Source organism: Spirillospora sp. NPDC049024 (assembly GCF_040649235.1).
Taxonomy (GTDB): Bacteria; Actinomycetota; Actinomycetes; order Streptosporangiales; family Streptosporangiaceae; genus Spirillospora.
Genome location: NZ_JBEZFD010000004.1, coordinates 12,135 through 31,128, shown reverse-complemented (window position 1 = coordinate 31,128; position 18,994 = coordinate 12,135). Strand labels below are relative to the sequence as shown.

Below are 18,994 nucleotides of genomic sequence, written 5' to 3'. Positions count from 1 at the left end.
GTTCCTCTCCTCTTCTGCGGCCGGATTCTCACCAGCCGCCGAGCGCCGACGTCCGAGCGCTGCCCCCGCGGACCCCCCGCGATCAGCACCCGGCTCTCCTTCCAACCACGAGAATACATGTTCTCGATATATAGAGATAGGTCCTTCAGCGCTACTTGCCGCGCACCACTGCCGACCGGCTCTCGCACTACGCGCGGTCAGGTCGACGCCCTGACGCTCGCAGAACTGGCGGGAGACATCCCGGTCCGGCATTAGCGGATGCTTGTCTGCTGGCCCCCTGAGGGGAGTCGGCTGCAGGTAGAAGCCGCTCGATCGGGTGCTGCAGGACGGGTTCTAGATCGCGGCACGCTTCTGGTCACCGGTTCCGGGAGAGGACGGGGTGTGGGCTTTGCGTCGTCCGGGAGGCGCGTGGCAGGAGGCGCCCGGCGAGGGCGCGGACGTCGGCGAACAGGGTGGCTGGCGGTTGGTCCAGGTCGAGGGTGTGTTGGTGGATGGTGATGCCGGTGTGCCGGACGCGGTGGGCGGCGTGCGGGTGTTGCCTTTGGCGTAGATGAGGTGGCCGTCCGAGAGGCGGAGGGCGGTGCAGTAGGCGAGCATCTGGTACAGGTCGGCGTCGGGGAAGCCCTCGGGTCTTTCGGCCTTGTACTTGGCGTCGGCCACTGCCTGCGGGATGCCATCATCGGTGTAGTGGACGAAGTCGGGCACCATCCGGATCGCGTGGTTCTCGTCCAGGTGGTGGGTGGCTTGGAGCACGCAGTGGCCGCTGGTCGTGCTGAGCGCCTCGCGTAGGGAGACGGTGACGAACTCCTCGAAGACGCGTGCCATGTCGAGTAGGAAACCGCCGACGGTGGTGTTTCCGGGGCGGTGCTCTACGGAGGCGCCGCGCAGGACGAGTTCGGCGAGGCGCACCGCAGGCTGATAGCGGACGTTCAGCCGCGTGGGCCGCCACGCCGGTGGTTCGTGGCCCCGTCCGATCGGGGCGATGTCGGCCAGCCGGACGCGCAGCCTCAGCAGCCCCCGCGCAGCCCCCTTGGCACACCCGGCAGGCGGAGGAGCCGTTCGGTGGCGGTACGCAGGAGCCGGTTCTCGGCGATATCCGTTGTGTACTCGTCGCGAACGATCTCGACGGGTACAGCAGGTCGAGTCGGCCGCGGCCCACCTCGGTGATGTTGGCGGTGATGCGATGTCGAAGGTAGGCGGGCGCTATGGAGTGGCAGGCGGCAGCCTCTTCGGAGGTGATGAGGCTCGCCTGTCGAGCGGCCCGGGCTTGGCGGGCAATCACCGTGTCCGCGCCGAGCCGGACCGTGGCGAAACCCGGCCCTCGAATCCCACCGCTCTATCGGCACCAGCAGGCGGTCAGCAGCATGACAGCTGATCGCATCAACGGTCGACGCTTCGGCTGATGAATCCGGGCCCCCAGCGGCGTCCGGGCTCAGCCGTTCGGGCCGGCTCCGAAGCCGTATGCGGCGCTCGCGAACGCGATACTGGGGCAATGCAGGACTCGTGGGTACACGTTGGTCGGCTCTGGACCAACGGCGAACCGTTTCTCGCACTCGACGCCGCACTTCGTGAGGCCTGGCACGGCTTCAGCGACGACGAGTTCGACCGGATCGTCGAACTCGGCCCGCAGGAGGCCAGCATCCTCGTCGGCACCGGACGAGCAGCCCTCGTCGGCGGCGACGGGGTCGTCCGCGACGACAGTTGGATCGAGGTCTTCCAGGCGGCGAGCGGCACCGTCGCCATCGTGCAGGCCGACGGCGCAGACTATTCGGAAGCGCTGGCCAGAGCGCTTGACTACCCGACCGCACAAGACGAAGACGAAGACACGCTGAACCTGCACAGCGGCGCGCTCGCCATCTTCAGTGCCGCGGTCGACGGTGCCGGTCCGCATTCCGTGCCCCTGCTCGCGGCCCAGCCCGGACCAGTGCCGGCCGTTCACGGCCCGCCGTCTCGCGGTGTGGACCCGGGTCTCCTGTTGGCAACCGCGCACACCACCTACAAGATCAAGGTTCGCTGGTACACCGAACTCGACGATGACGACTGCTTCGCCCGGTGGCTCCTCATTCCAGTACAGGCCATGGGCTGAACAACGATCGGAGCGGATCCGCATCATCAACGGCATGAGCGAGTGTTCGCCGGGTGCCGGGGGCGGACCGAAAGCTCGGGCGACGAGCGGACGGCCGGCGGTGTGATCGTGCTCGCCGGGCCGGGCGCACGGCACCATGGGGGCATGGGCTGGGAGTTCGAGGACCGTGCCTCCGAGGCGCCGCACATCGACCGGGTGTGGCGCTGCCGGAGCTCCGGCGTCGCGGAGATGACGTCGCTGGCCACGGCGCACTGGACGTTCGTCGTATGGGAGGAGGCTCGGGCGGTCCACGCGGCGGTGCAGGGGCCGGAGAGCCGGGCCGGCCGCGCCCCGGTTCCCTGCGACGCGGAGTTCCTCGGTATCAGGTTCGCCCTGGGCACCAGCCTGCGGACGGTGCCCATGCACCGGCTGGTCGACGGCCATGTCCCGCTCGGCGAGGTGACCCGGCAGTCGTTCCTGCTGGCGGGCCACCGTCGGCCGCTCCCGGGCTATGACAACGCCGAGGACCTGGTGGCCTCCCTGACCGCAGACCAGGTCCTGGTCGGGGATCCGGTCGTCGACCGGACACTCGCCGGACGATCGGTCGACCTGACGCCCCGGTCGGTACGGCGGCACTTCCTAGCCTCGACAGGCCTCACCCCGCGGTCGGTCGGCCGGATCGAACGGGCCCGGAGCGCGGCGTCACTGCTCCAGGCCGGAACGCCGATCCCCGAGGTGGTCCATGCGCTGGGCTACTACGACCACCCGCACCTGGCCCGCTCCCTCGGCCGGTTCGTGGGCGCCACCGCGTCCGGGCTGCGCCTGCGCGCCTCGGGCCCGCTGTCCTTCCTGTACAAGCCGCAGGCCGGGCCCGCGTCCTAGGCTGCACGGACCGAAACCGATCAGCAAAGGAGCAGGCCGGTGCGTCCGCTCATCGCCCACATCTTCGTGACCCTGGACGGCGTCGCCGTTCCCGACGCCGTCATCGACACTCTCGCCGAACTCCGCGACGTCCAGGAGGTGACCACCCCGTTCTTCGAGCGCACGGCCGAGGAGGACGCGATGCTGCTCGGCCGGATCACCTACCAGGAGTGGGCCGACCACTGGCCCGGCATCAGCGGCCACCCGTTCGCCGACCACATCAACACCGTCCCCAAATACGTCGTCTCCACCACCCTGGACCGCGCCCCGTGGGGCACTGGCCCGGACGCGACGGTCCTGTCCGGCGATGCCGTCCAGGAGGTCGAGCGCCTCAAGAACCAAGACGGCGGCCCGATCGGCGTCCACGGCAGCCCCTCCCTGGTCGGCTCCCTGACACACGCGGGGCTCATCGACGAACTGTGCCTGGAGATCTACCCGCTGCTCGCGGGCACCGGCGCCCGGCTCTTCCCCGACGGCCGCCCACCGAAGCGGCTGCGACTGCTGGCCTCCCACACCACCTCCAACGGCGTGATCCTCACCTCCTACAGCAACCACCCCGCCTGACCGGGCCCCGGCCCGACGGCACCAGAGCATCGACAAGACCGACCAATGCAGAAAACCCGCCGACCCGGCCATCCCATCATCAGCAGACCCGCCTGTGGGATAACGGGCGGCGCGAGGAGGTGCTCGCCCTCAACAAGGACACCTACAACCGGCGCCGCCGGGTCCTTGGTGACGACCACGAACCGCTCGCCATCGCGCTGGTACAGCTGACGGAGCAGCGTGCTCAGCGGCTCGTCCCGGCCAAAGATCACCGCCGCCCCGTCCTCGGCGAACGCCTCCAGTCCCGGATACGGAGTGCGACCCGGATCCCACTCACGCTCCGGCGCCCGCGGCGGATTCCCCAGCCGCGCCGACACCGCCGTCAAGACGATGAACGCCACGGTCAGTACCCCGAGCCCGGGAACGGCGATCTTGTGCCGCAGGTCCAGCGGTAGCGGCGCGTCGGCACCGCCGGTCGCGTAGTTCGTCAGGATGCCCAGAAGGGCGAGCACGACCCGTGAGGGGACGGCGTGAAGGTCCGACCCGAACGGCTGCGGCCCTGGACGCCCGGGTGAGCGCTGCAGAGAGTACGACCAGGTCAGCCGTGCACACTCGCCAACTCAACGCCCTTGCCGTCGTTGCTGCGGGTTCGGCTGGCCTTGTGCCGGGTGGGGGTTTCGAGCGGCATGAGACCAGTGTCGGATGCGCGGCTGGACTTGCCAGCGGGGGTCCCCGCTTGGCTGAGTCACCTCTAGGGAGGCGGACGGGCGTGCGGTCTTTGCCTGTGGGGCCGGTGGAGTGCGGCGGATCGTCCGGGTCGGGGGACGGGACGACTCGCCGCTGCTCAGTGGTCGGGGGCGGCGCGGGGGTGCCGGGTGGTCAGTGCGTGTCGGCGGCGGCCTGGACGGCCGTCCACAGGGCCGCGCGGGTCACCCGGAGCACGGGCCCGTCCGGGTCCTTGCTGTCCCGCACCGCCACCGCGTCAGCCGGCTCGAACAGGAACGGAAGGCTCGCCGTCGTGCACGGGTACACATCGCCCTGATGATGGACCGCGCCATAGAACCTGCCGAGAGCCTTCTGCCGCTTCTCTGCGTCTGAGGAGCGCAGCGCCAGGAGGGTCGGGACCTCCTCGGCTGAGCCGTATGCATGCTCCATCGACGACCAGCCGATGTCGTGAAGTCCGCTGAACATAAGCGGCACTATGCCCGGCGGCACCGACACAGCGACCACCCCGGTAGCGAGACGGCACCCGGCTCTTTCTGGCGCAAAGACAGACCGGTGCCGCCATGCATGACCGGGACCGCAGAAAGTGGAGCCGGAATCATCCTCTGGAGCGCATGGTGAGCCGATCGGGACAAGGCCGCTTCAACGTTGCCCGCTACATCGGCGATGAGTTGATGCTGCTTCCTGGCCAGAAAGAAGCACGGCACCATGGCTGTAGTGGGCGCTGGAGACTGATCTGGTCCCTGCGGGGACGCGGTCGGCTCCTGATCGGCGGCGCGTACTCGGCTGGTGTCAAGATCCTGATGGATGGCCGTTTTCGGCCCGGCAATGGCTTGCGAAGCGTCTACATCGCTGTATGCCACCCGCCAGTATGGCTCTGGTGGACACCCTCCAGTTCGTCGATGCTATGACTGGCCGACTCGCATGGCCCAGTGCTGCACTTCTACTGGGGCTGATCTTCCGTCGGCCTGTATCCGCGCTCATAGAACGTGTACGGCGCCTGTCGTGGGGAGATGCCGAGGCGGAACTCGACGCCACCAAGAACGTCCAGGAAGCTGTGCAGGACGCGGCGCGTTACCATCTTCCCGAGCCTGATCCTGCTCAGAAGGAGCGAATCAGGAATGCAGTTCAGGAGGCCGTTAACCTCGGATTCACAAGCGGCCGTAAGACTGAAAGAGTTGCGGCCCCCGCTGTTCAGATCAAGTGGGATAGGGGTGTGCCTCATATCTTCCTCGGTGACTCGTCCGCTGAAGAGCACATGATTAGGCGTGTTGTCGCACGGCTTAAGAGAGCCGAAACCGTCCGCGAGGAAGTGGAATAACAAGGCTTTGCCTGGTATTGCAGCAAGCCTATAATCGCCACTCCGTTGACAGATTCGCCTTGATGACGCGGTCGCCGACGGGTTCTGGTATTTCTGGCTTACTGATGTCGCCAAGCCGCAGCGCATACCTCTATCCAGGTTGCGAGGTCGGGCACATTATTGATCGTGAGCAGTGAGTATGGCGGGGAACCGTCCAGTGGCGTGACATCCTCGAACGCGTGGTCTGGTGCGAAGAGAAGGAGCCGACCATCGTCCCGATGCGCCAGTGTGAGGTTCCCGTTGGCCTCTACGGCGACGGCGTAGTACTCAACTGGGTTGATGGAGACCTTCAGATCGTCGCCTTCCCAGAGCCACGCGTAGTCGGCAAGGACGTCTGAGACTCGTACACGTGTCGCCTGGGCCGTGAGCACTTGGTTCTGGTTGCACCACCAGGTGCTGGGTTCACCGAATCTCTCGACGATTCCGCCGCAGAGCCTCCAGAAGCTCATGTGCGCCTTCGGAAAAGACCCGCCGGCCACATTTTGGGGCGGGCGGCAGAGCCATCCCCGTCGACCGTCCGGTGGTCCCCACGCCAGCAACTCGTACGCCGTGTCTCCGACGAGGATCGGGGTGAGAGTCGTCGAGTCGAGCAGTGCGGACAGTTCAGGCAGGTCTTCGGCCGATCCGCGGGTCCACGGCTGTACCTCGCCCACTACGACGTTCTCGCCGGGTTGGAGGAACCATGGAACCTCCTGGAGGAACAGCTCCCAGTCGCTCATGCTCCGATGATGGCAGGCCCGCTCTTGCCCACACCGACCAGGAAGCCCGCGAGGTCGCCCATCGGCTCCTTGGGACGCCGCACGGGTCTCAGGTGAGCAACTTCAGCCTGCTGCGGCACGCTGGGCGGTGCCGAGACGGGTGGTTGACGGCGCGTGCGCCGGCGAGGGGCGTTCGGCTGCCGGTACAGCAGAGTCGGGTCCGGCATCTCGCCGAGTCGCTCGCTTGTGGCGACCGCCGGTGAGCCGGGGGACGGCAGGAACGGGAGAAGGCGCTCGTAGACGGCGTAGGCGTCGGCCGGCCGCTGTTCGGGCTTCTTGGCGAGCAGATCCAGGACCAGCTTTTCCAGTTCTGGCGATACATCCGAACGCAGCTCGCGTAGCCGCTCGGGTGTGGCGGTGAGGTGCTGCTTCCAGAGTTCGTACTGGCCATCGCCAATGAAGACTGGCGCGCCCGACAAGAGTTCGTGCAGGACACAGCCCAGCGCGTACAGGTCGCTCTGCGGGGTGACCTGAGCGGCGTCGACCTGTTCGGGGGACATGCAGCGGCTGGTCCCCATCGGGCTGCCCGTAACCGTGATCTTGGTGATGTCGCGGCGGAGGATCGCGGCGATGCCGAAGTCGAGGACCTTGACGGTGCCGTCGTCGGTCACCAGGACGCTGTCGGGTTTCAGGTCGCGGTGGACGACCGGAATCGCGTGCGCGTGGGACAGGACGGTGGCGATCTGCGCGCCGGGTCGAACACCAGGGCCGATGAGGATGGAATCACCTCGATGATATTGCCTAGCGTGGTCAATGCTGGAGGAAGGGGGAAGGGCTGACTGATCGAGTGGAGAATCTTGCGCTTGGGTTTGATGCGGCAACTGGGCAGGGTGTCGAAGGGCAGGGGTAACAGCTCCCTTCCTGCCTGGCCCTTGATGCTGCCTGAGTCAATGATGTGCCGTCCACTTCTGGGGCGCCTGACGGGTCAGCTCCCGGGCGGTCTCCAGTTGGCCGGTATCGGTCATGCTCAGAGGCAAGATCAAGAGTAGGATTCTTGTCGTTTGACATTGACGATTTCCTGTTTACGAGAATCTGGTCAATCCGCCAAGTCGAACGGCACGGGGGTAGCGGGCACTGCCCGCAAAGGGGGCAACAGAAGGCGATGCTCGAAATAACGTTGTTGCATGCCTTGTATGCAGTTCATAAGCATGGGTCGCTCAGTAGTGCAGCGGAAACTCTCCACATTACGACTTCTGCGGTATCTCAGCGGATCGCCAAGTTGGAGCGTGAGACCGGCCAGCGGATGATTGAGCGTCTTGGCCGCGGAGTACGGCTCACTGACGCAGCGGTAATCCTCGTAGAATACGCCGAACGCATCCTGTCGTTGGTCAATGAGGCCGAAGCGGCTCTGGACGGGCATCGTGGTGCGATCGCCGGACAACTTTCCATCGCCGGGTTCTCCACCGCCGTCCGAGGGCTGCTGCCACCGGCGATCATCGCACTGAGGGAAAAACATCCGAAACTGCGACTGAAGATCTGCGAGGACGAGCCCGACGTGTCGATTCCGCTGTTGGTGCGCGGCGACGTCGACATCGCGGTGGTCCAGGATTGGTTCAACGCCCCGCTCGACCTGCCTGAGGGGCTGATGAAGGCGTCGCTCCTGGACGATGTCGCCGACGTGGCGCTGCCCGCCCAGAACCCCTTGGCCCAACGGCACATGCTGGAACTGGACGATCTGACCAACGAGAACTGGATCACCTGGACGCCGGGCTCGGTCTGTCACAGTTGGCTGATGCAGACCTTCCGCGCACGCGGCGTCGAGCCCCATGTGGTGCATACCGCTGCCGACTACTCCACCCAGTTGGCGCTGGTCTCGTCCGGCCTCGGCATCTGCTTGATCCCGAGGCTCGGCCGGGAACCGGTGCCGCCCGGGGTGCGCGTGATCGGTGTTCGGCCGCTGCTCAGCCGACATGTGTACGCGGTGTGGCGGCGTGAATCGGCGCGTCGGCCCGCTATTCTCGCCGCCACCGACGCGCTGGTCGAAACGGCCCTGCCCACGGAGTTGAGCTACAACACCAAGACCAACTTTCCGGCTGAGGCGCCGGTCTCCAGCAGCTGATGGGCAGCCGGCGCTTCGGCGAGTTGCAGGTCTCGCCGGACACCGACCTTCAAAGCGTCCTCGGCGATCCAGCGGAACAGGTCGTCACTGCGCGCGCGCAGTTCGGCGGGGTCGGTGATGTGGTGCTGGAGGTTGGGCCTAGTCAGGAAGACCGAACCGGCCGTGTTCAGCCGCTGCGGGTCTAAGGGCGGCACCGCGCCGCCGGCTTGGCCGTAGAGGGCCAACACCCCCCGCGGCCGTAACGCGGCCAAGCTCGCCTCGAACGTCGGCCCGCCGACGCCGTCGTAAACGGCCGCGACGCCGTGTCCGCCGGTCAGCTCGCAGACCTGTGCGACCACATCGGCGTCGCGGTAACGGATTACGTGATCGGCTCCGGCGGCCTCTGCCAGCCGTTGCTTCTCCTCGGTTGAGACAGTGCCGATCACACGCCCCCCGAGCAGCCTGACCATCTGTGTGAGCATGAGCCCCATCCCGCCCGCTGCCGCATGGACCAGCACCGTGTCGCCGGGCCGCACCGCGTAGGTGTCGTGGGTGAGATAGTGCGCGGTCATCCCCTGTAGGAGTGCCGCGGCGGCGGTTGTCAGATCGATGCCGTTCGGGATCGCGACCAGGCGGTCGGCGGGAACGACGGCGCGCTCGGCGTATGCGCCGGGCAGGTTGACCCAGCCGACTCGGTCGCCGGGCCGGAACCCGGCTCTGTCTGCGCCCGGGCCGACGGCTGCGACGACGCCCGCGCCCTCCACCCCGGCCACGTAGGGCAGTGGCACCTGGCAGACGCCGCTGCGCTGGTAGACATCGATGAAGTTGACGCCGGCCGCGGCCACCTCGACCAGCACTTCGCCCGGACCGGGCCGCGGATCCGGCAGCCGCACGGACCGGAGCACGTCGGGCGGGCCGTGCTCGGCGAAAACGATCGCCCGCATGCTCAGCCGAGCTCCGAATCGGCCCCGGACAGCCGCCGGAACTGCTCCTGCGACAACTCCAGGCCGGCCGACGCGACGTTCTCGGCCAGGTGGTCGGCTGAGCTGGTGCCCGGGATAGGGATCATCACGGGGGAGCGGTGGAGCAGCCAGGCAAGGCAGACCTGGGCCGGAGCAGCTCCCAACTCCCCGGCGACCTCGGCGATAACGCCGGACGGGCCGACCAGCGAGCCCGAGGCGATCGGCACCCACGGGATGAAGGCGATGCCCTCACGTTCGCAGTAGTCGAGTACCGCCTCGTGCCTGCGGTCGGCCAGGTTGTAGAGGTTCTGCACGCTGACCACCTCGATCTGTCGACGGGCCAATTCGATCTGTTCGACCGTTACCTCCGACAGCCCGATGTGACGGATCTTTCCCTCCCGCTGGAGCTGTTCGAGCGCGCCGAACTGCTCTTCCGTGGGGACCGCCGGGTCGATGCGGTGCAACTGGTACAGGTCGATGCGGTCCAGCCGGAGGCGGCGCAGGCTGAGTTCGGCCTGCTGGCGGATGTATTCGGGACGGCCGAGGGGCCGCCATTCGCGGGCGCTCGGCCGGCTCTGCCCGACCTTCGTGCCGATGACCAGCTCCTCAGGGTAGGGATGCAAGGCGTCGGCGAGCAGCTCCTCATTGGCACCCGGACCATAGGAGTCAGCGGTGTCGATGAAATCGACGCCCAGTTCGACCGCCCGTCGCGCGACCTTGACGGCGGCCTCGCGGTCGGCCGGAGGGCCCCATACTCCGGGGCCGGTCAGGTGCATGGCACCGAAGCCAAGGCGGTGGACGACGAGATCGCCGCCGATGGTGAGGGTGGAGTCGTGCATTGGACTTTCCTCCTGACAGAGAGTGTCGGGGAAATTTCATTCTGCCAAGAAAGGTCTTCATTCAGGAGATCGGATGCGGCTGCGGGACATGAAAGATTCTTAACCACGGCCTCCGGTGTGGCTTAACTCTGGCTCCGGAATCAAGAGCTCATGGATCGGGATCCCCCTCGCGGCCGTTCAGGAGTGCTTGAGGCAACCCCTGTACGGCGTCGGAGAGGCCGGATCGATGCTGTAGTGCCGCAATAACTTCCGTCCTATTTTGACGGCGTGTTCTGGATGCGTCGCGCTCGGTAGTTGACCGTTTCCGTTGAATCGGTTAGGTCTGCTGTACCCGACACTCAAAAATCTCTTATCTTCTAATGGTGGCCGGGATGATCTCCCTGTTGACGCCGTCATTGGGTGGTGTGTATTAATCATTTGCATCCCCGCGAGAAAGTCGACGCAACGGCGGCCAAGACATCAGGTCCTGCCGGCCAACCCTCCAAGCTCCGGGAGAGAGAATGGCTGTTCGGAAGCTCACGATCGGCGAACACATCGTTTCGGACGACACCGACGCATATGTCATCGCGGAGATCGGGCACAACCACGAAGGTGATTTGAACAAGGCGCGGGAACTGGTCGTGCGTGCTGCGGAATCCGGTGCCAGTGCGGCCAAATTGCAGAAGCGCGACAACAGGTCGCTCTTCACCGCCAGCATGTACAACGAGCCCTACACCGGCCGCAACAGCTACGGCCCGACCTATGGAAAGCACCGCGAGGCGCTGGAGTTCGGCCACCACGAGTACACCGAGCTGGCCAAGCTGGCCAAGGAGGTGGGGATCGATTTCATCTCCACGGCGTTCGACTTCGCCAGTGTGGACTTCCTGGCCGAGCTGGACGTGCCGGCCTTCAAGATGGCCTCGGCTGACCTGACCAATACGCCGCTGCTGGCGTACGCCGCCAAGACCGGTAAGCCGCTCATCATCTCCACTGGCGGCGCGAACATGGAGGACGTTCGGCGTGCGGTCGACACCATCCTGCCGATCAACCCCGAGCTCGCCGTGCTCCAGTGCACCGCGGTCTACCCGGCCGGGCCCGCCGACCTACACCTGTCGGTCATCGAGACGTTCCGCCGCGAATTCCCCGAGGTCGTGGTCGGTTTCTCTGGCCACGACCTCGGTACCGAGCTGAGCATGGTGGCCTACGCGCTCGGGGCCCGGGTCGTGGAGAAGCACTTCACGCTCGACCGCGCCCGTCCGGGCAGCGACCATCACTTCTCCCTGGAGCCGGCGCACCTGACCAAACTGGTGTCGGGGCTGCGAGAGGCCCGCAAGGCGCTCGGACGACAGGAGAAGCGGCAGATGCCGTCCGAGGCCGCCGCGTTGCGCAAGATGGCCAAGAAGCTGGTGGCCGCACGCGACCTGCCCGCTGGTCACGTGCTCAGCGAGCGCGACATCGCCATCAAGTCGCCGGGCGACGGGCTGCGGCCGTACCTAATCGGGGAGTTGGTGGGCCGGACGTTGACCGATCAGCTGGCCGCCGACACCGATTTCACCTTCGACGTCGTCGCCTGACATGGCCGACCAGTCATCCGGTGGGACCACCGCACCCTCCGGTCCGGGCATCGATCTGACCGGCGAGACCGCCGTCGTCACTGGAGTGCTGGGCAAGCTCGGACCGGTCTGGGCAGGTGCCTTGCTCGACGCGGGCGCCCGCGTCGTAGGGCTCGACCTGAGCACCGATGCGCCCCCCTCACTGAAGGAGCACGGGCCGGACCGGCTTCTGCTGCTCGAATCCGATGTCACGGTGCGGGATGAACTCGCGAAGGCGCTGGCCGAGTGTGTGGACGCCTTCGGGCCGCCGACCGTGCTGATCAACAATGCGGGCATCGACCGGCCCCCGGCCGCCGACGGAGACAGTTGGCGCTTCGGGGACATCCCGGACGAGGTGAGTACGGCCATCGTCGACGTCAACGCGCTCGGCGTGCTGCGCGGGTGCCAGGTGTTCGGCAGCGAGATGGCGCGGCGCGGCCGCGGCTCGATCATCAACATCGGATCGTTGTACGCCGCGATGGCGCCCGACCCTCGGCTGTACGAGCACCTGGCCCAGGACCCGCCGTTCCTCAAACCCCCCGCCTACGGCATGTCCAAAGCCGGTGTATGCGCGCTGTCGCGCTATCTGGCGGCTCTCTGGGGACGGCAGGGCGTGCGCGTCAACACGCTCTCGCCCGGCGGGGTGAGCGGCGGGCAGGACCGGCGGTTCCGGGAGCTGTTCGGCGCGCGCACGCCCATGGGCCGGATGGCGCGGACGGACGAGCTGGTCGGGCCGCTGCTGTTCCTCGCCTCGGGCCTCAGCAGCTATGTGAGTGGCACCGAACTGCTCGTTGACGGCGGCTATTCGTGCTGGTGACGACATACCCGGAGGATGTCTTGCAATGGTTGCCGACCGGCGAGTTCGACCGCGTGCTCGGCGGTATCACCGATCGCCATGAGCGGCTGCGCGCTTTCTCCGCGCTCAGCCGGTTCAACACCCTCTACATGGTCATGAAGGCGGGGTCGGGCCATCTCGGGTCCAGCTTCAGCGCTGCCGACCTGGTCAGCTGGCTCCTGCTGGACGAGCTGGCTGACGACGACGTGTTCTTCTCCTCCAAGGGGCACGATGCCCCTGGCCTCTACGCCGCGCTCATCGGGCTCGGCCGACTGGAGGAAGAGCTGGTGCACCGGCTGCGGCGGCTCGGCGGGTTGCCCGGCCACCCCGACGTCCGGACGCCCCACATGCCCTTCAATACCGGTTCGCTCGGTATGGGCATCTCCAAGGCCAAGGGCCTCATCCTGGCCAACCGGATGCTCGGACTCGACCAGCGCGTGTTCGTGCTGACCGGGGACGGTGAACTTCAGGAGGGGCAGAACTACGAGGCCCTGGGCGGCACCGTCAACGCGGGCATGGGCGAACTGACGGTCATCGTCGACCATAACGGCATCCAGTCGGACACCTGGGTGCGCGATGTCAATGACCTGGGAGATCTCGAAGCCCGGTTCGCCGGGTTCGGCTGGGCGGTGCTGCGTTGCGACGGGCACGACTTCGACCAGATCGGCAAAGTGTTCCGGCAACGCGCCGAGCGGTACGCCGACCGCCCGGCCGTCATCATCGCCGACACCGTCAAGGGCGGCGGCTGCTCGGTCTTCGCGGCGACGTCCATGGCGCCGAACGAGTGGCGTTACCGCTTCCACAGCGGCGCGCCCGCCCCCGAGGTCTACGAGCAGGCCCGCGACGAGTTGCTCGCGTCGGCCGACGCCGTCGTAACCCGCAACGGGCTGGCAGCGCTCACGCCGCGGAGATCCGACGAGCGTCCGCTGGACAAGGCGACCGGCCCATCCCTGCCCGACGTCTACGGCCGAGCCCTGGTCGACGTCGCGCTTCGGGACGAGCGGATCGTGGCCATGGACGCCGACCTGGTCCTGGACACCGGCCTCATCCCCTTCATGGAAAGGCTGCCGGAGCGGTTCATCGAGTGCGGGATCGCCGAACAGGACATGGTCTCGATGGCCTCCGGCCTCGCGGCGCGCGGCCTGGTTCCGTTCGTCCACTCGTTCTCATGCTTCCTGCATGCGCGTCCGAACGAGCACATATACAACAACGCCACCGAGGGACGCCGGGTGGTCTACGTCGGGTCGCTGGCGGGGGTGTTGCCCGCCGCGCCGGGGCACTCGCACCAGGCCGTCCGGGATGTGTCGGCAGTCGGATCCGTGCCGGGCCTGGTCGTCGTCGAGCCGGCCGGCCCACAGCAGGTGCGCGCGGCCGTCGAGTACTGTTCGTCCACCTCCGACAGTGTCTACCTGCGGCTGGTCAGCGCGCCGGTGCCGCCCGAGGTCGTCGCGATGGACGCGGACACCTCCGGTGCGGCGTCGTTGGAGGTCGGACGGGGGACAGTGGTGCGCGAGGGCGGGCCCACCGTCGCCATCGGTGCGGGTCCGGTCGTCCTCGGCCAACTCCTGCTCGCCGCCGAGACCGCCGAGACCGCCGACCTGACGGTGGTCAACCTGCCCTGGCTGAACCGAGTGGACCCGGACTGGCTGGCCGGGCTGGCGGCCCACGCCGAGCGCATCGTCGTTGTGGAGAACCACTACACCCACGGGGGACAGGCAGACCTCGTCGCCCGAGCCCTACTCGAACTCGGGTTGCCGGACCCGCCTCGCTTCCAAGGCGTCGGACTCACTGAGGTCCCCGCGTGCGGCACCCCCGACGAGGTCCTCTCCGTCCATGGCCTGAGCGCCGCTCGGCTGGCCGACACCCTCACCCGCGCCTAAGGAGGCACCAGGTGGAAACCGTCTACAACGAGTTGAACCGTCCGCCGCAGAAGCTGATGGACGCGTTCCGCGAAGTGCTCAAGGAGTACAGCCCGAGCTGCCTGGTGACCGACGCCCGCCGTCGGGTGGGCGCGATCGGCGGGCTGCTCCCGGTCAGCCCGCACCACAAGATCGCCGGTCCGGCGCTGACCGTGAACCTGTCGATCGACGACTTGGTCGACTGCATGCCGGTGCTGGCCAAAGCGCAGGCGGGCGATGTCATCGTCGTCGCCTGCAGGGGTGCGTGGGAGACCGCGATGTGGGGTGGGCTGATGTCCACCCTGTCGCAGAAGGCGGGTGTCGCGGGAGGCGTCGTGGACGGCGCCATCCGCGACGTGGACGAGATCCGCGACTTGGACTTCCCCGTCTGGTACCGCGGCACCGTGCCCCGCCCGTCGCCCACCGCGGTGCACGACCGCACCGAGCCGGTCCAGGTGAACGTCCCGGTGGTGGTCCGCGGCCAGGTCATCAACCCCGGCGACATCATCGTGGCGGACGAGAACGGCATTGCGGTCGTGCCGCCCGCGCTCGCCGAAGAGACCCTGGAACGCACCCGTGTCCAGATCGACAAGGAACGGGTGATCCGGGAGAAGATCGCGTCTGGTGCGAGCGTGTCGCAGTTGCTCGCGGAGTTCGGGCACCTGTGATGCGCGTCTACGTCACCGGAGCGAACGGCATGCTCGGCAGCGCCCTGCTCAGGGCGCTGCCGGGGGGCTGGGCCGCACTCGGGGTCTCTCGCGAGGACTTCGACATCTGCGACGCCGACGTGGTCGTCAAGTCCATCGAGGCGTTCGCGCCGGACGTGGTGGTGCATGCCGCCGCCAACGCCATCGTCGACGACTGCGAGCGCCGTCCTGCCGACGCCTTCCGGGTGAACCTGCGCGGGACCCGCAACGTCGCCGCCGCCTGCCGCCAGGCCGGTTCCCGGCTGGTCTACATCTCGAGCGACTACGTCTTCGACGGTGCCGCCGTGCCGGCAGGCGGCTACCGCGAGACCGACCTGCCCAACCCATTGAGCGTGTACGGGGTGACGAAACTGGCGGGCGAGCGGATCAGCGCGGCGGTCGAGGGCCATCTGTCAGTGCGCACTTCCTGGCTGTTCGGCGGCCGGGACGAGGTCACTGACCAGGTACTCGCACTAGTCCGCCGGGTGGAGCGAGGCGAGCGTGTCAGGCTCATCGACGACCAGTTCAGCGCTCCCACCTACACCGAGGACCTCGCCCGCGCGTTGGTCTTCCTCCTGCGACGCCGGGCCACCGGCACCGTCCACGTCGCCAACCGGGGCCGCGCGAGCTGGTACCAGGTCGCCGACGTGGCACTGGGGCCCGGTCACCGGGACCGTGCTGAGCCGATGCCGCTGGACGAGTGCGGGTTCCGTGGCGAGCGGCCGCGCGACTCCACGCTGGCAACCGACCGACTCGACACTCTGGGATTCACAATGCCGACCTGGCAGGACGCCGTACGCCGGTTCACCGGCCGGCTGCCCGTCGGACACGGCTGACGGGGAAGGAGGCACGATGACGGACCGACGGCACATCTGGCAGACCTGGTCGCGAACCGTGCGCTGCCGCCCGGACCGGTGGGTCACCCCACGGGTCGAGGGCCAGCTCACCGAGGCGGTGCGCACAGCCGCCGAGCAGGGTTTGGGCGTCCGCGTCGCGGGCTCCGGCCACTCGTTCAACCAACTCGCCTGCACCGAGGACATGCTCCTGGACCTGTCCGGCTACACCGGGGTGCTCGACATCGATCGCCGGGCCGCGACGGTGACGGTGCGCGGGGGCACCCGGCTGGCCGAGATCAACGCCGCGCTCGACCGCGCGGGCCTGGCGCTGGCCAACATCGGCACGCTCGACACCCAGACGGTCGCCGGCGCGATCTCCACCGGCAACCACGGCACGGGCATCACGCACCGGCCGTTCTCCGACCAGGTGTCGGCGCTGCGACTGGTCACCGCCGAGGGAACCGTGCTGTGCCTGGAGGAGGAGTCCGAGCTCATGCGTGCCGCGCGCACCTCGCTCGGCACCCTCGGCGTGATCAGCACGGTGACACTGCGCTGTGTCACGCTCTTCAACCTCCGTAGCGTTCCCGGCGCCGAACAGCTCGACGACATCCTGGACCGCTTCGAGGAGTGGGCGCACAGCGCCGACCACGTGTCCTTCAACTGGCTGCCGTGGACCGAGGAGGTCTTCACGCGAGCCTGGCATCGGACCGATGAGGTCCCGACCCGCAGCGCGGTCCGACAGCGGTATGCGACCACCGTGGATGAGATGCGCTGCGGACTGGCGGGCCTGGCCGGACAGCGGCGGCCCACCGCCGTTCCCTGGGCCAAGCGCTTTCTCGCCTCCGGCGTTCCCGCCGAGTACGTGGACGTCGGCCACCGGGTTTTCAGCTTTCCCCAACCGGTCCGCTTCCTGGCGTTGGAGCACGCGCTGCCGCTGGAGAACGTGCCGGCGGCGCTCCGTGAACTACGGGTGGCGCTTCGGCGCTTCGGCGCGTACTCGCCTTACTCGGTGCTGGTGCGCGTGGGCGCGGCCGATGATTCGCCGCTGAGCCCCGCATATGGTCGTCTGACCGGATACGTCAACCTGACCGTTCCGCGGACTGCCCGCTATACCGAGATCCTGCGCACGGCCGAACACCTGCTGCGCGACCTGGACGGGCGTCCGCACTGGGGCAAGGCTCACACCGCCACCGCCGAGGTGCTGCGGCCGCGTTACCCCGAGTGGGACCAGTTCCAGACGATACGCGGCAAGCTCGACCCCACCGGGATGTTCAGCAACGAGTACATCGGCAGGGTGCTCGGCCCGGTGGACGCGGCCCAGCAGGTGTACGCATGAGAAGGGCGCTGTTCTTCGACTTCGACGGGGTCATCTGCGACACCGAGCGCGCCGCCAACCGGTCGTGGCAGGAGCTGTACGCGCGGTTGGGGTTGGAGTTCCCCGCGACCGTGTGGGCGGCGATGGCCGGGCACGCGAACGGCCAGGACGTGGCGATGGCCGATGTCGCTGCCCGGATCGGGCGTCCGCTCACCGGAGACGAGATCGCCTGGCGGCTGGAGCGCAAGCAGCGGCTGGCGGACGAAGAACCGGTGCGGCCCTGCGTCGCGGTGATCCTCGCGGCGGCCGCCCGCAGCGACCGGTATCTGGCGGTGGTCTCCAGCTCCCGCGAGTCGTGGGTGGGCGGCCATCTCGATCGGCTCGGACTGCGCGACGGGTTCGACCTGATCGTGACCGGCGATGGGCGCATCCCGAGCAAGCCCGCTCCCGACCTGTACCTGCACGCCCTTGCGTGCTCCGGCCTGCCGCCGGAGACGGTCACCGTCATCGAGGACTCGCCGCCCGGCGTCGCGGCGGCCCGCGCTGCCGGGTTGCGGTGCGTGGCCGTACCCAACGCGGTCACCGGCGCGGCGGGACTCGGGGCTGCCGATGCGATGCTGGACCCCGAAGCTCCCGACCTGGCGGTGGTGGGTCTGGCCGAGGTGATCGCGTGACGCTCGATTCGCTGGCCTCCCCGCAGGCCGGGCACCCGCGCTGGATCTGGCGCAACGGCGAATTGGTCCCGTGGGAGCAGGCGACCGTGCACGTCAACGCGGTCGGGCATGCTTCGGTCGCGGCGGTGTTCGAGGGCGTCAAGGCATACCTGGCCGACGATGGGCGGCGGCTGTTGGTGTTCCGGCTCGACGACCACATGCGGCGGCTCGCCGACTCGGCGCGGATCTGCCGGTTGGAGCTCCGCCACACACCCGGGGAGTTGGGCCGCGCGGTACTGGATCTGCTGCGCGCCAACGAGTGCCACGATGACACGTACCTGCGCCCCTGGGTGTTCCCCTCCGGGATCATCCGCGAGCAGATGGTGCCCGCGGGCAGCGCCTGTGAGGCCGTCATCGACAGCTGGCCGTTCCACGCCCGTCCGCCCGCCGCCGAGGGGTGCAGTGCGGCGGTGAGCTCATGGTCGCGCATCGGCGACGCGTCCATGCCGCCGCGCGTCAAGGCCTTCTCCAACTATCACAATGGCCGGCTGGCGGCGATCGAGGCGCGGACCAACGGCCACGACTGGCCGATCCTGCTGAATGAGAGGCACAAGGTCAGCGAGGGTCCTGGATCCTGCGTGGCGCTCGTCCGCGACGGCACTGTCATCACCCCCTCGCTCACCAGCGGCGTGCTGGACAGCCTCACCCGTGCCACGGCCCTGGACCTGTTGGCGGACCTCGGCGTCCCTGTCGAGGTCCGCGAGGTGGATCGCACCGAGCTCTATCTCGCCGACGAGCTGTTCTTCATGGGCACCGCTTGGGAGATCTTGCCGATCACGACGATCGACGGGCTGCCCGTGGGAGACGGCAAGCCCGGAGATCTCACCCGATGTCTCGCCGACGCCTACCGAGCGACGGTGCGCGGTGTGGACACCCGGCACCCTGAATGGCTCACCGAGCTGCCGGTTTAAGCGTCACTGGAAGATGCAGC

At 67.9% G+C, this 18,994-nt stretch carries 20 protein-coding genes; 13 read left to right on the top strand and 7 right to left on the bottom strand.

Annotated elements, in window-relative coordinates:
- Window positions 1–333: 333 nt before the first annotated feature.
- Window positions 334–993, bottom strand: a complete 660-nt coding sequence (locus AB0C21_RS08235; RefSeq protein WP_500203740.1) for a 5-methylcytosine restriction system specificity protein McrC — start codon at window positions 991–993, stop codon at window positions 334–336.
- A gap of 499 nt (window positions 994–1,492) precedes the next feature.
- Here AB0C21_RS08235 and AB0C21_RS08230 point away from each other — a divergent pair, with 499 nt between their 5' ends.
- The 3 genes from AB0C21_RS08230 to AB0C21_RS08220 all read left to right on the top strand — a co-directional run bounded on the left by AB0C21_RS08230 (window position 1,493) and on the right by AB0C21_RS08220 (window position 3,550).
- On the top strand, window positions 1,493–2,086 hold the full coding sequence (locus AB0C21_RS08230) for a hypothetical protein (protein WP_500203352.1): 594 nt from the start codon (window positions 1,493–1,495) through the stop codon (window positions 2,084–2,086).
- Window positions 2,087–2,230: 144 nt separating this feature from the next.
- Window positions 2,231–2,947 (top strand): helix-turn-helix domain-containing protein, encoded by a 717-nt coding sequence (locus AB0C21_RS08225; protein WP_500203351.1) that lies wholly within the window; start codon window positions 2,231–2,233, stop codon window positions 2,945–2,947.
- A gap of 39 nt (window positions 2,948–2,986) precedes the next feature.
- Window positions 2,987–3,550, top strand: coding sequence for a dihydrofolate reductase family protein (locus AB0C21_RS08220; RefSeq protein ID WP_500203350.1), 564 nt, complete (start codon window positions 2,987–2,989; stop codon window positions 3,548–3,550).
- Here the strand turns inward: AB0C21_RS08220 and AB0C21_RS08215 are convergent.
- Window positions 3,529–4,041 (bottom strand): hypothetical protein, encoded by a 513-nt coding sequence (locus tag AB0C21_RS08215; RefSeq protein WP_500203349.1) that lies wholly within the window; start codon window positions 4,039–4,041, stop codon window positions 3,529–3,531. The two genes, AB0C21_RS08220 and AB0C21_RS08215, sit on opposite strands and share 22 nt — an antisense overlap.
- A 367-nt stretch (window positions 4,042–4,408) precedes the next feature.
- Window positions 4,409–4,720 (bottom strand): DUF397 domain-containing protein, encoded by a 312-nt coding sequence (locus AB0C21_RS08210; protein WP_500203348.1) that lies wholly within the window; start codon window positions 4,718–4,720, stop codon window positions 4,409–4,411.
- 412 nt (window positions 4,721–5,132) lie between these two features.
- Between AB0C21_RS08210 and AB0C21_RS08205 the strand changes: the two genes are divergently transcribed.
- The gene (locus AB0C21_RS08205) at window positions 5,133–5,573 is read left to right on the top strand and encodes a hypothetical protein (RefSeq protein WP_500203347.1); all 441 of its coding nucleotides are present in this window, start codon (window positions 5,133–5,135) and stop codon (window positions 5,571–5,573) included.
- A gap of 98 nt (window positions 5,574–5,671) precedes the next feature.
- On the opposite strand, the gene AB0C21_RS08200 is transcribed toward AB0C21_RS08205, so the two are convergent.
- Entirely contained in the window at window positions 5,672–6,331 is a 660-nt protein-coding gene (locus tag AB0C21_RS08200) for a hypothetical protein (RefSeq protein ID WP_500203346.1), read from the bottom strand.
- On the bottom strand, window positions 6,328–7,191 hold the full coding sequence (locus tag AB0C21_RS08195) for a serine/threonine-protein kinase (protein ID WP_500203345.1): 864 nt from the start codon (window positions 7,189–7,191) through the stop codon (window positions 6,328–6,330). Before AB0C21_RS08195 ends, AB0C21_RS08200 begins: the two co-directional genes overlap by 4 nt.
- Window positions 7,192–7,472: 281 nt before the next feature.
- Here AB0C21_RS08195 and AB0C21_RS08190 point away from each other — a divergent pair, with 281 nt between their 5' ends.
- Window positions 7,473–8,429, top strand: coding sequence for a LysR family transcriptional regulator (locus tag AB0C21_RS08190; protein WP_500203344.1), 957 nt, complete (start codon window positions 7,473–7,475; stop codon window positions 8,427–8,429).
- Here the strand turns inward: AB0C21_RS08190 and AB0C21_RS08185 are convergent.
- Window positions 8,378–9,352, bottom strand: a complete 975-nt coding sequence (locus tag AB0C21_RS08185; RefSeq protein WP_500203343.1) for a quinone oxidoreductase family protein — start codon at window positions 9,350–9,352, stop codon at window positions 8,378–8,380. The two genes, AB0C21_RS08190 and AB0C21_RS08185, sit on opposite strands and share 52 nt — an antisense overlap.
- A gap of 2 nt (window positions 9,353–9,354) precedes the next feature.
- Window positions 9,355–10,209, bottom strand: a complete 855-nt coding sequence (locus tag AB0C21_RS08180) for an aldo/keto reductase (protein ID WP_500203342.1) — start codon at window positions 10,207–10,209, stop codon at window positions 9,355–9,357.
- Between the two features lie 500 nt (window positions 10,210–10,709).
- Here AB0C21_RS08180 and AB0C21_RS08175 point away from each other — a divergent pair, with 500 nt between their 5' ends.
- Genes AB0C21_RS08175 through AB0C21_RS08140 form a run of 8 tightly spaced genes read left to right on the top strand, consistent with a single transcriptional unit; the run spans window position 10,710 to window position 18,974 of the window.
- The gene (locus AB0C21_RS08175) at window positions 10,710–11,762 is read left to right on the top strand and encodes an N-acetylneuraminate synthase family protein (protein ID WP_500203341.1); all 1,053 of its coding nucleotides are present in this window, start codon (window positions 10,710–10,712) and stop codon (window positions 11,760–11,762) included.
- Between the two features lies 1 nt (window position 11,763).
- Window positions 11,764–12,597: an SDR family oxidoreductase gene (locus AB0C21_RS08170; protein WP_500203340.1), complete on the top strand. Its 834-nt coding sequence runs from the start codon at window positions 11,764–11,766 to the stop codon at window positions 12,595–12,597.
- A 20-nt stretch (window positions 12,598–12,617) separates the two neighbouring features.
- Window positions 12,618–14,495 carry a thiamine pyrophosphate-binding protein gene (locus AB0C21_RS08165; RefSeq protein ID WP_500203339.1) on the top strand — a complete coding sequence of 626 codons (1,878 nt, stop codon included), beginning with the start codon at window positions 12,618–12,620 and terminating at the stop codon, window positions 14,493–14,495.
- A gap of 11 nt (window positions 14,496–14,506) precedes the next feature.
- Complete coding sequence (locus AB0C21_RS08160; protein ID WP_500203338.1) at window positions 14,507–15,181, top strand: RraA family protein; 675 nt, start codon at window positions 14,507–14,509, stop codon at window positions 15,179–15,181.
- The gene (rfbD, locus tag AB0C21_RS08155; protein ID WP_500203337.1) at window positions 15,181–16,035 is read left to right on the top strand and encodes a dTDP-4-dehydrorhamnose reductase; all 855 of its coding nucleotides are present in this window, start codon (window positions 15,181–15,183) and stop codon (window positions 16,033–16,035) included. Before AB0C21_RS08160 ends, rfbD begins: the two co-directional genes overlap by 1 nt.
- Window positions 16,036–16,051: 16 nt before the next feature.
- On the top strand, window positions 16,052–17,371 hold the full coding sequence (locus AB0C21_RS08150; RefSeq protein WP_500203336.1) for a D-arabinono-1,4-lactone oxidase: 1,320 nt from the start codon (window positions 16,052–16,054) through the stop codon (window positions 17,369–17,371).
- Window positions 17,368–18,024 (top strand): HAD family hydrolase, encoded by a 657-nt coding sequence (locus AB0C21_RS08145; RefSeq protein ID WP_500203335.1) that lies wholly within the window; start codon window positions 17,368–17,370, stop codon window positions 18,022–18,024. Before AB0C21_RS08150 ends, AB0C21_RS08145 begins: the two co-directional genes overlap by 4 nt.
- The gene (locus tag AB0C21_RS08140; protein ID WP_500203334.1) at window positions 18,021–18,974 is read left to right on the top strand and encodes an aminotransferase class IV; all 954 of its coding nucleotides are present in this window, start codon (window positions 18,021–18,023) and stop codon (window positions 18,972–18,974) included. The genes AB0C21_RS08145 and AB0C21_RS08140 overlap by 4 nt, the downstream gene beginning before the upstream one ends.
- The last annotated feature ends 20 nt before the right edge of the window (window positions 18,975–18,994 follow it).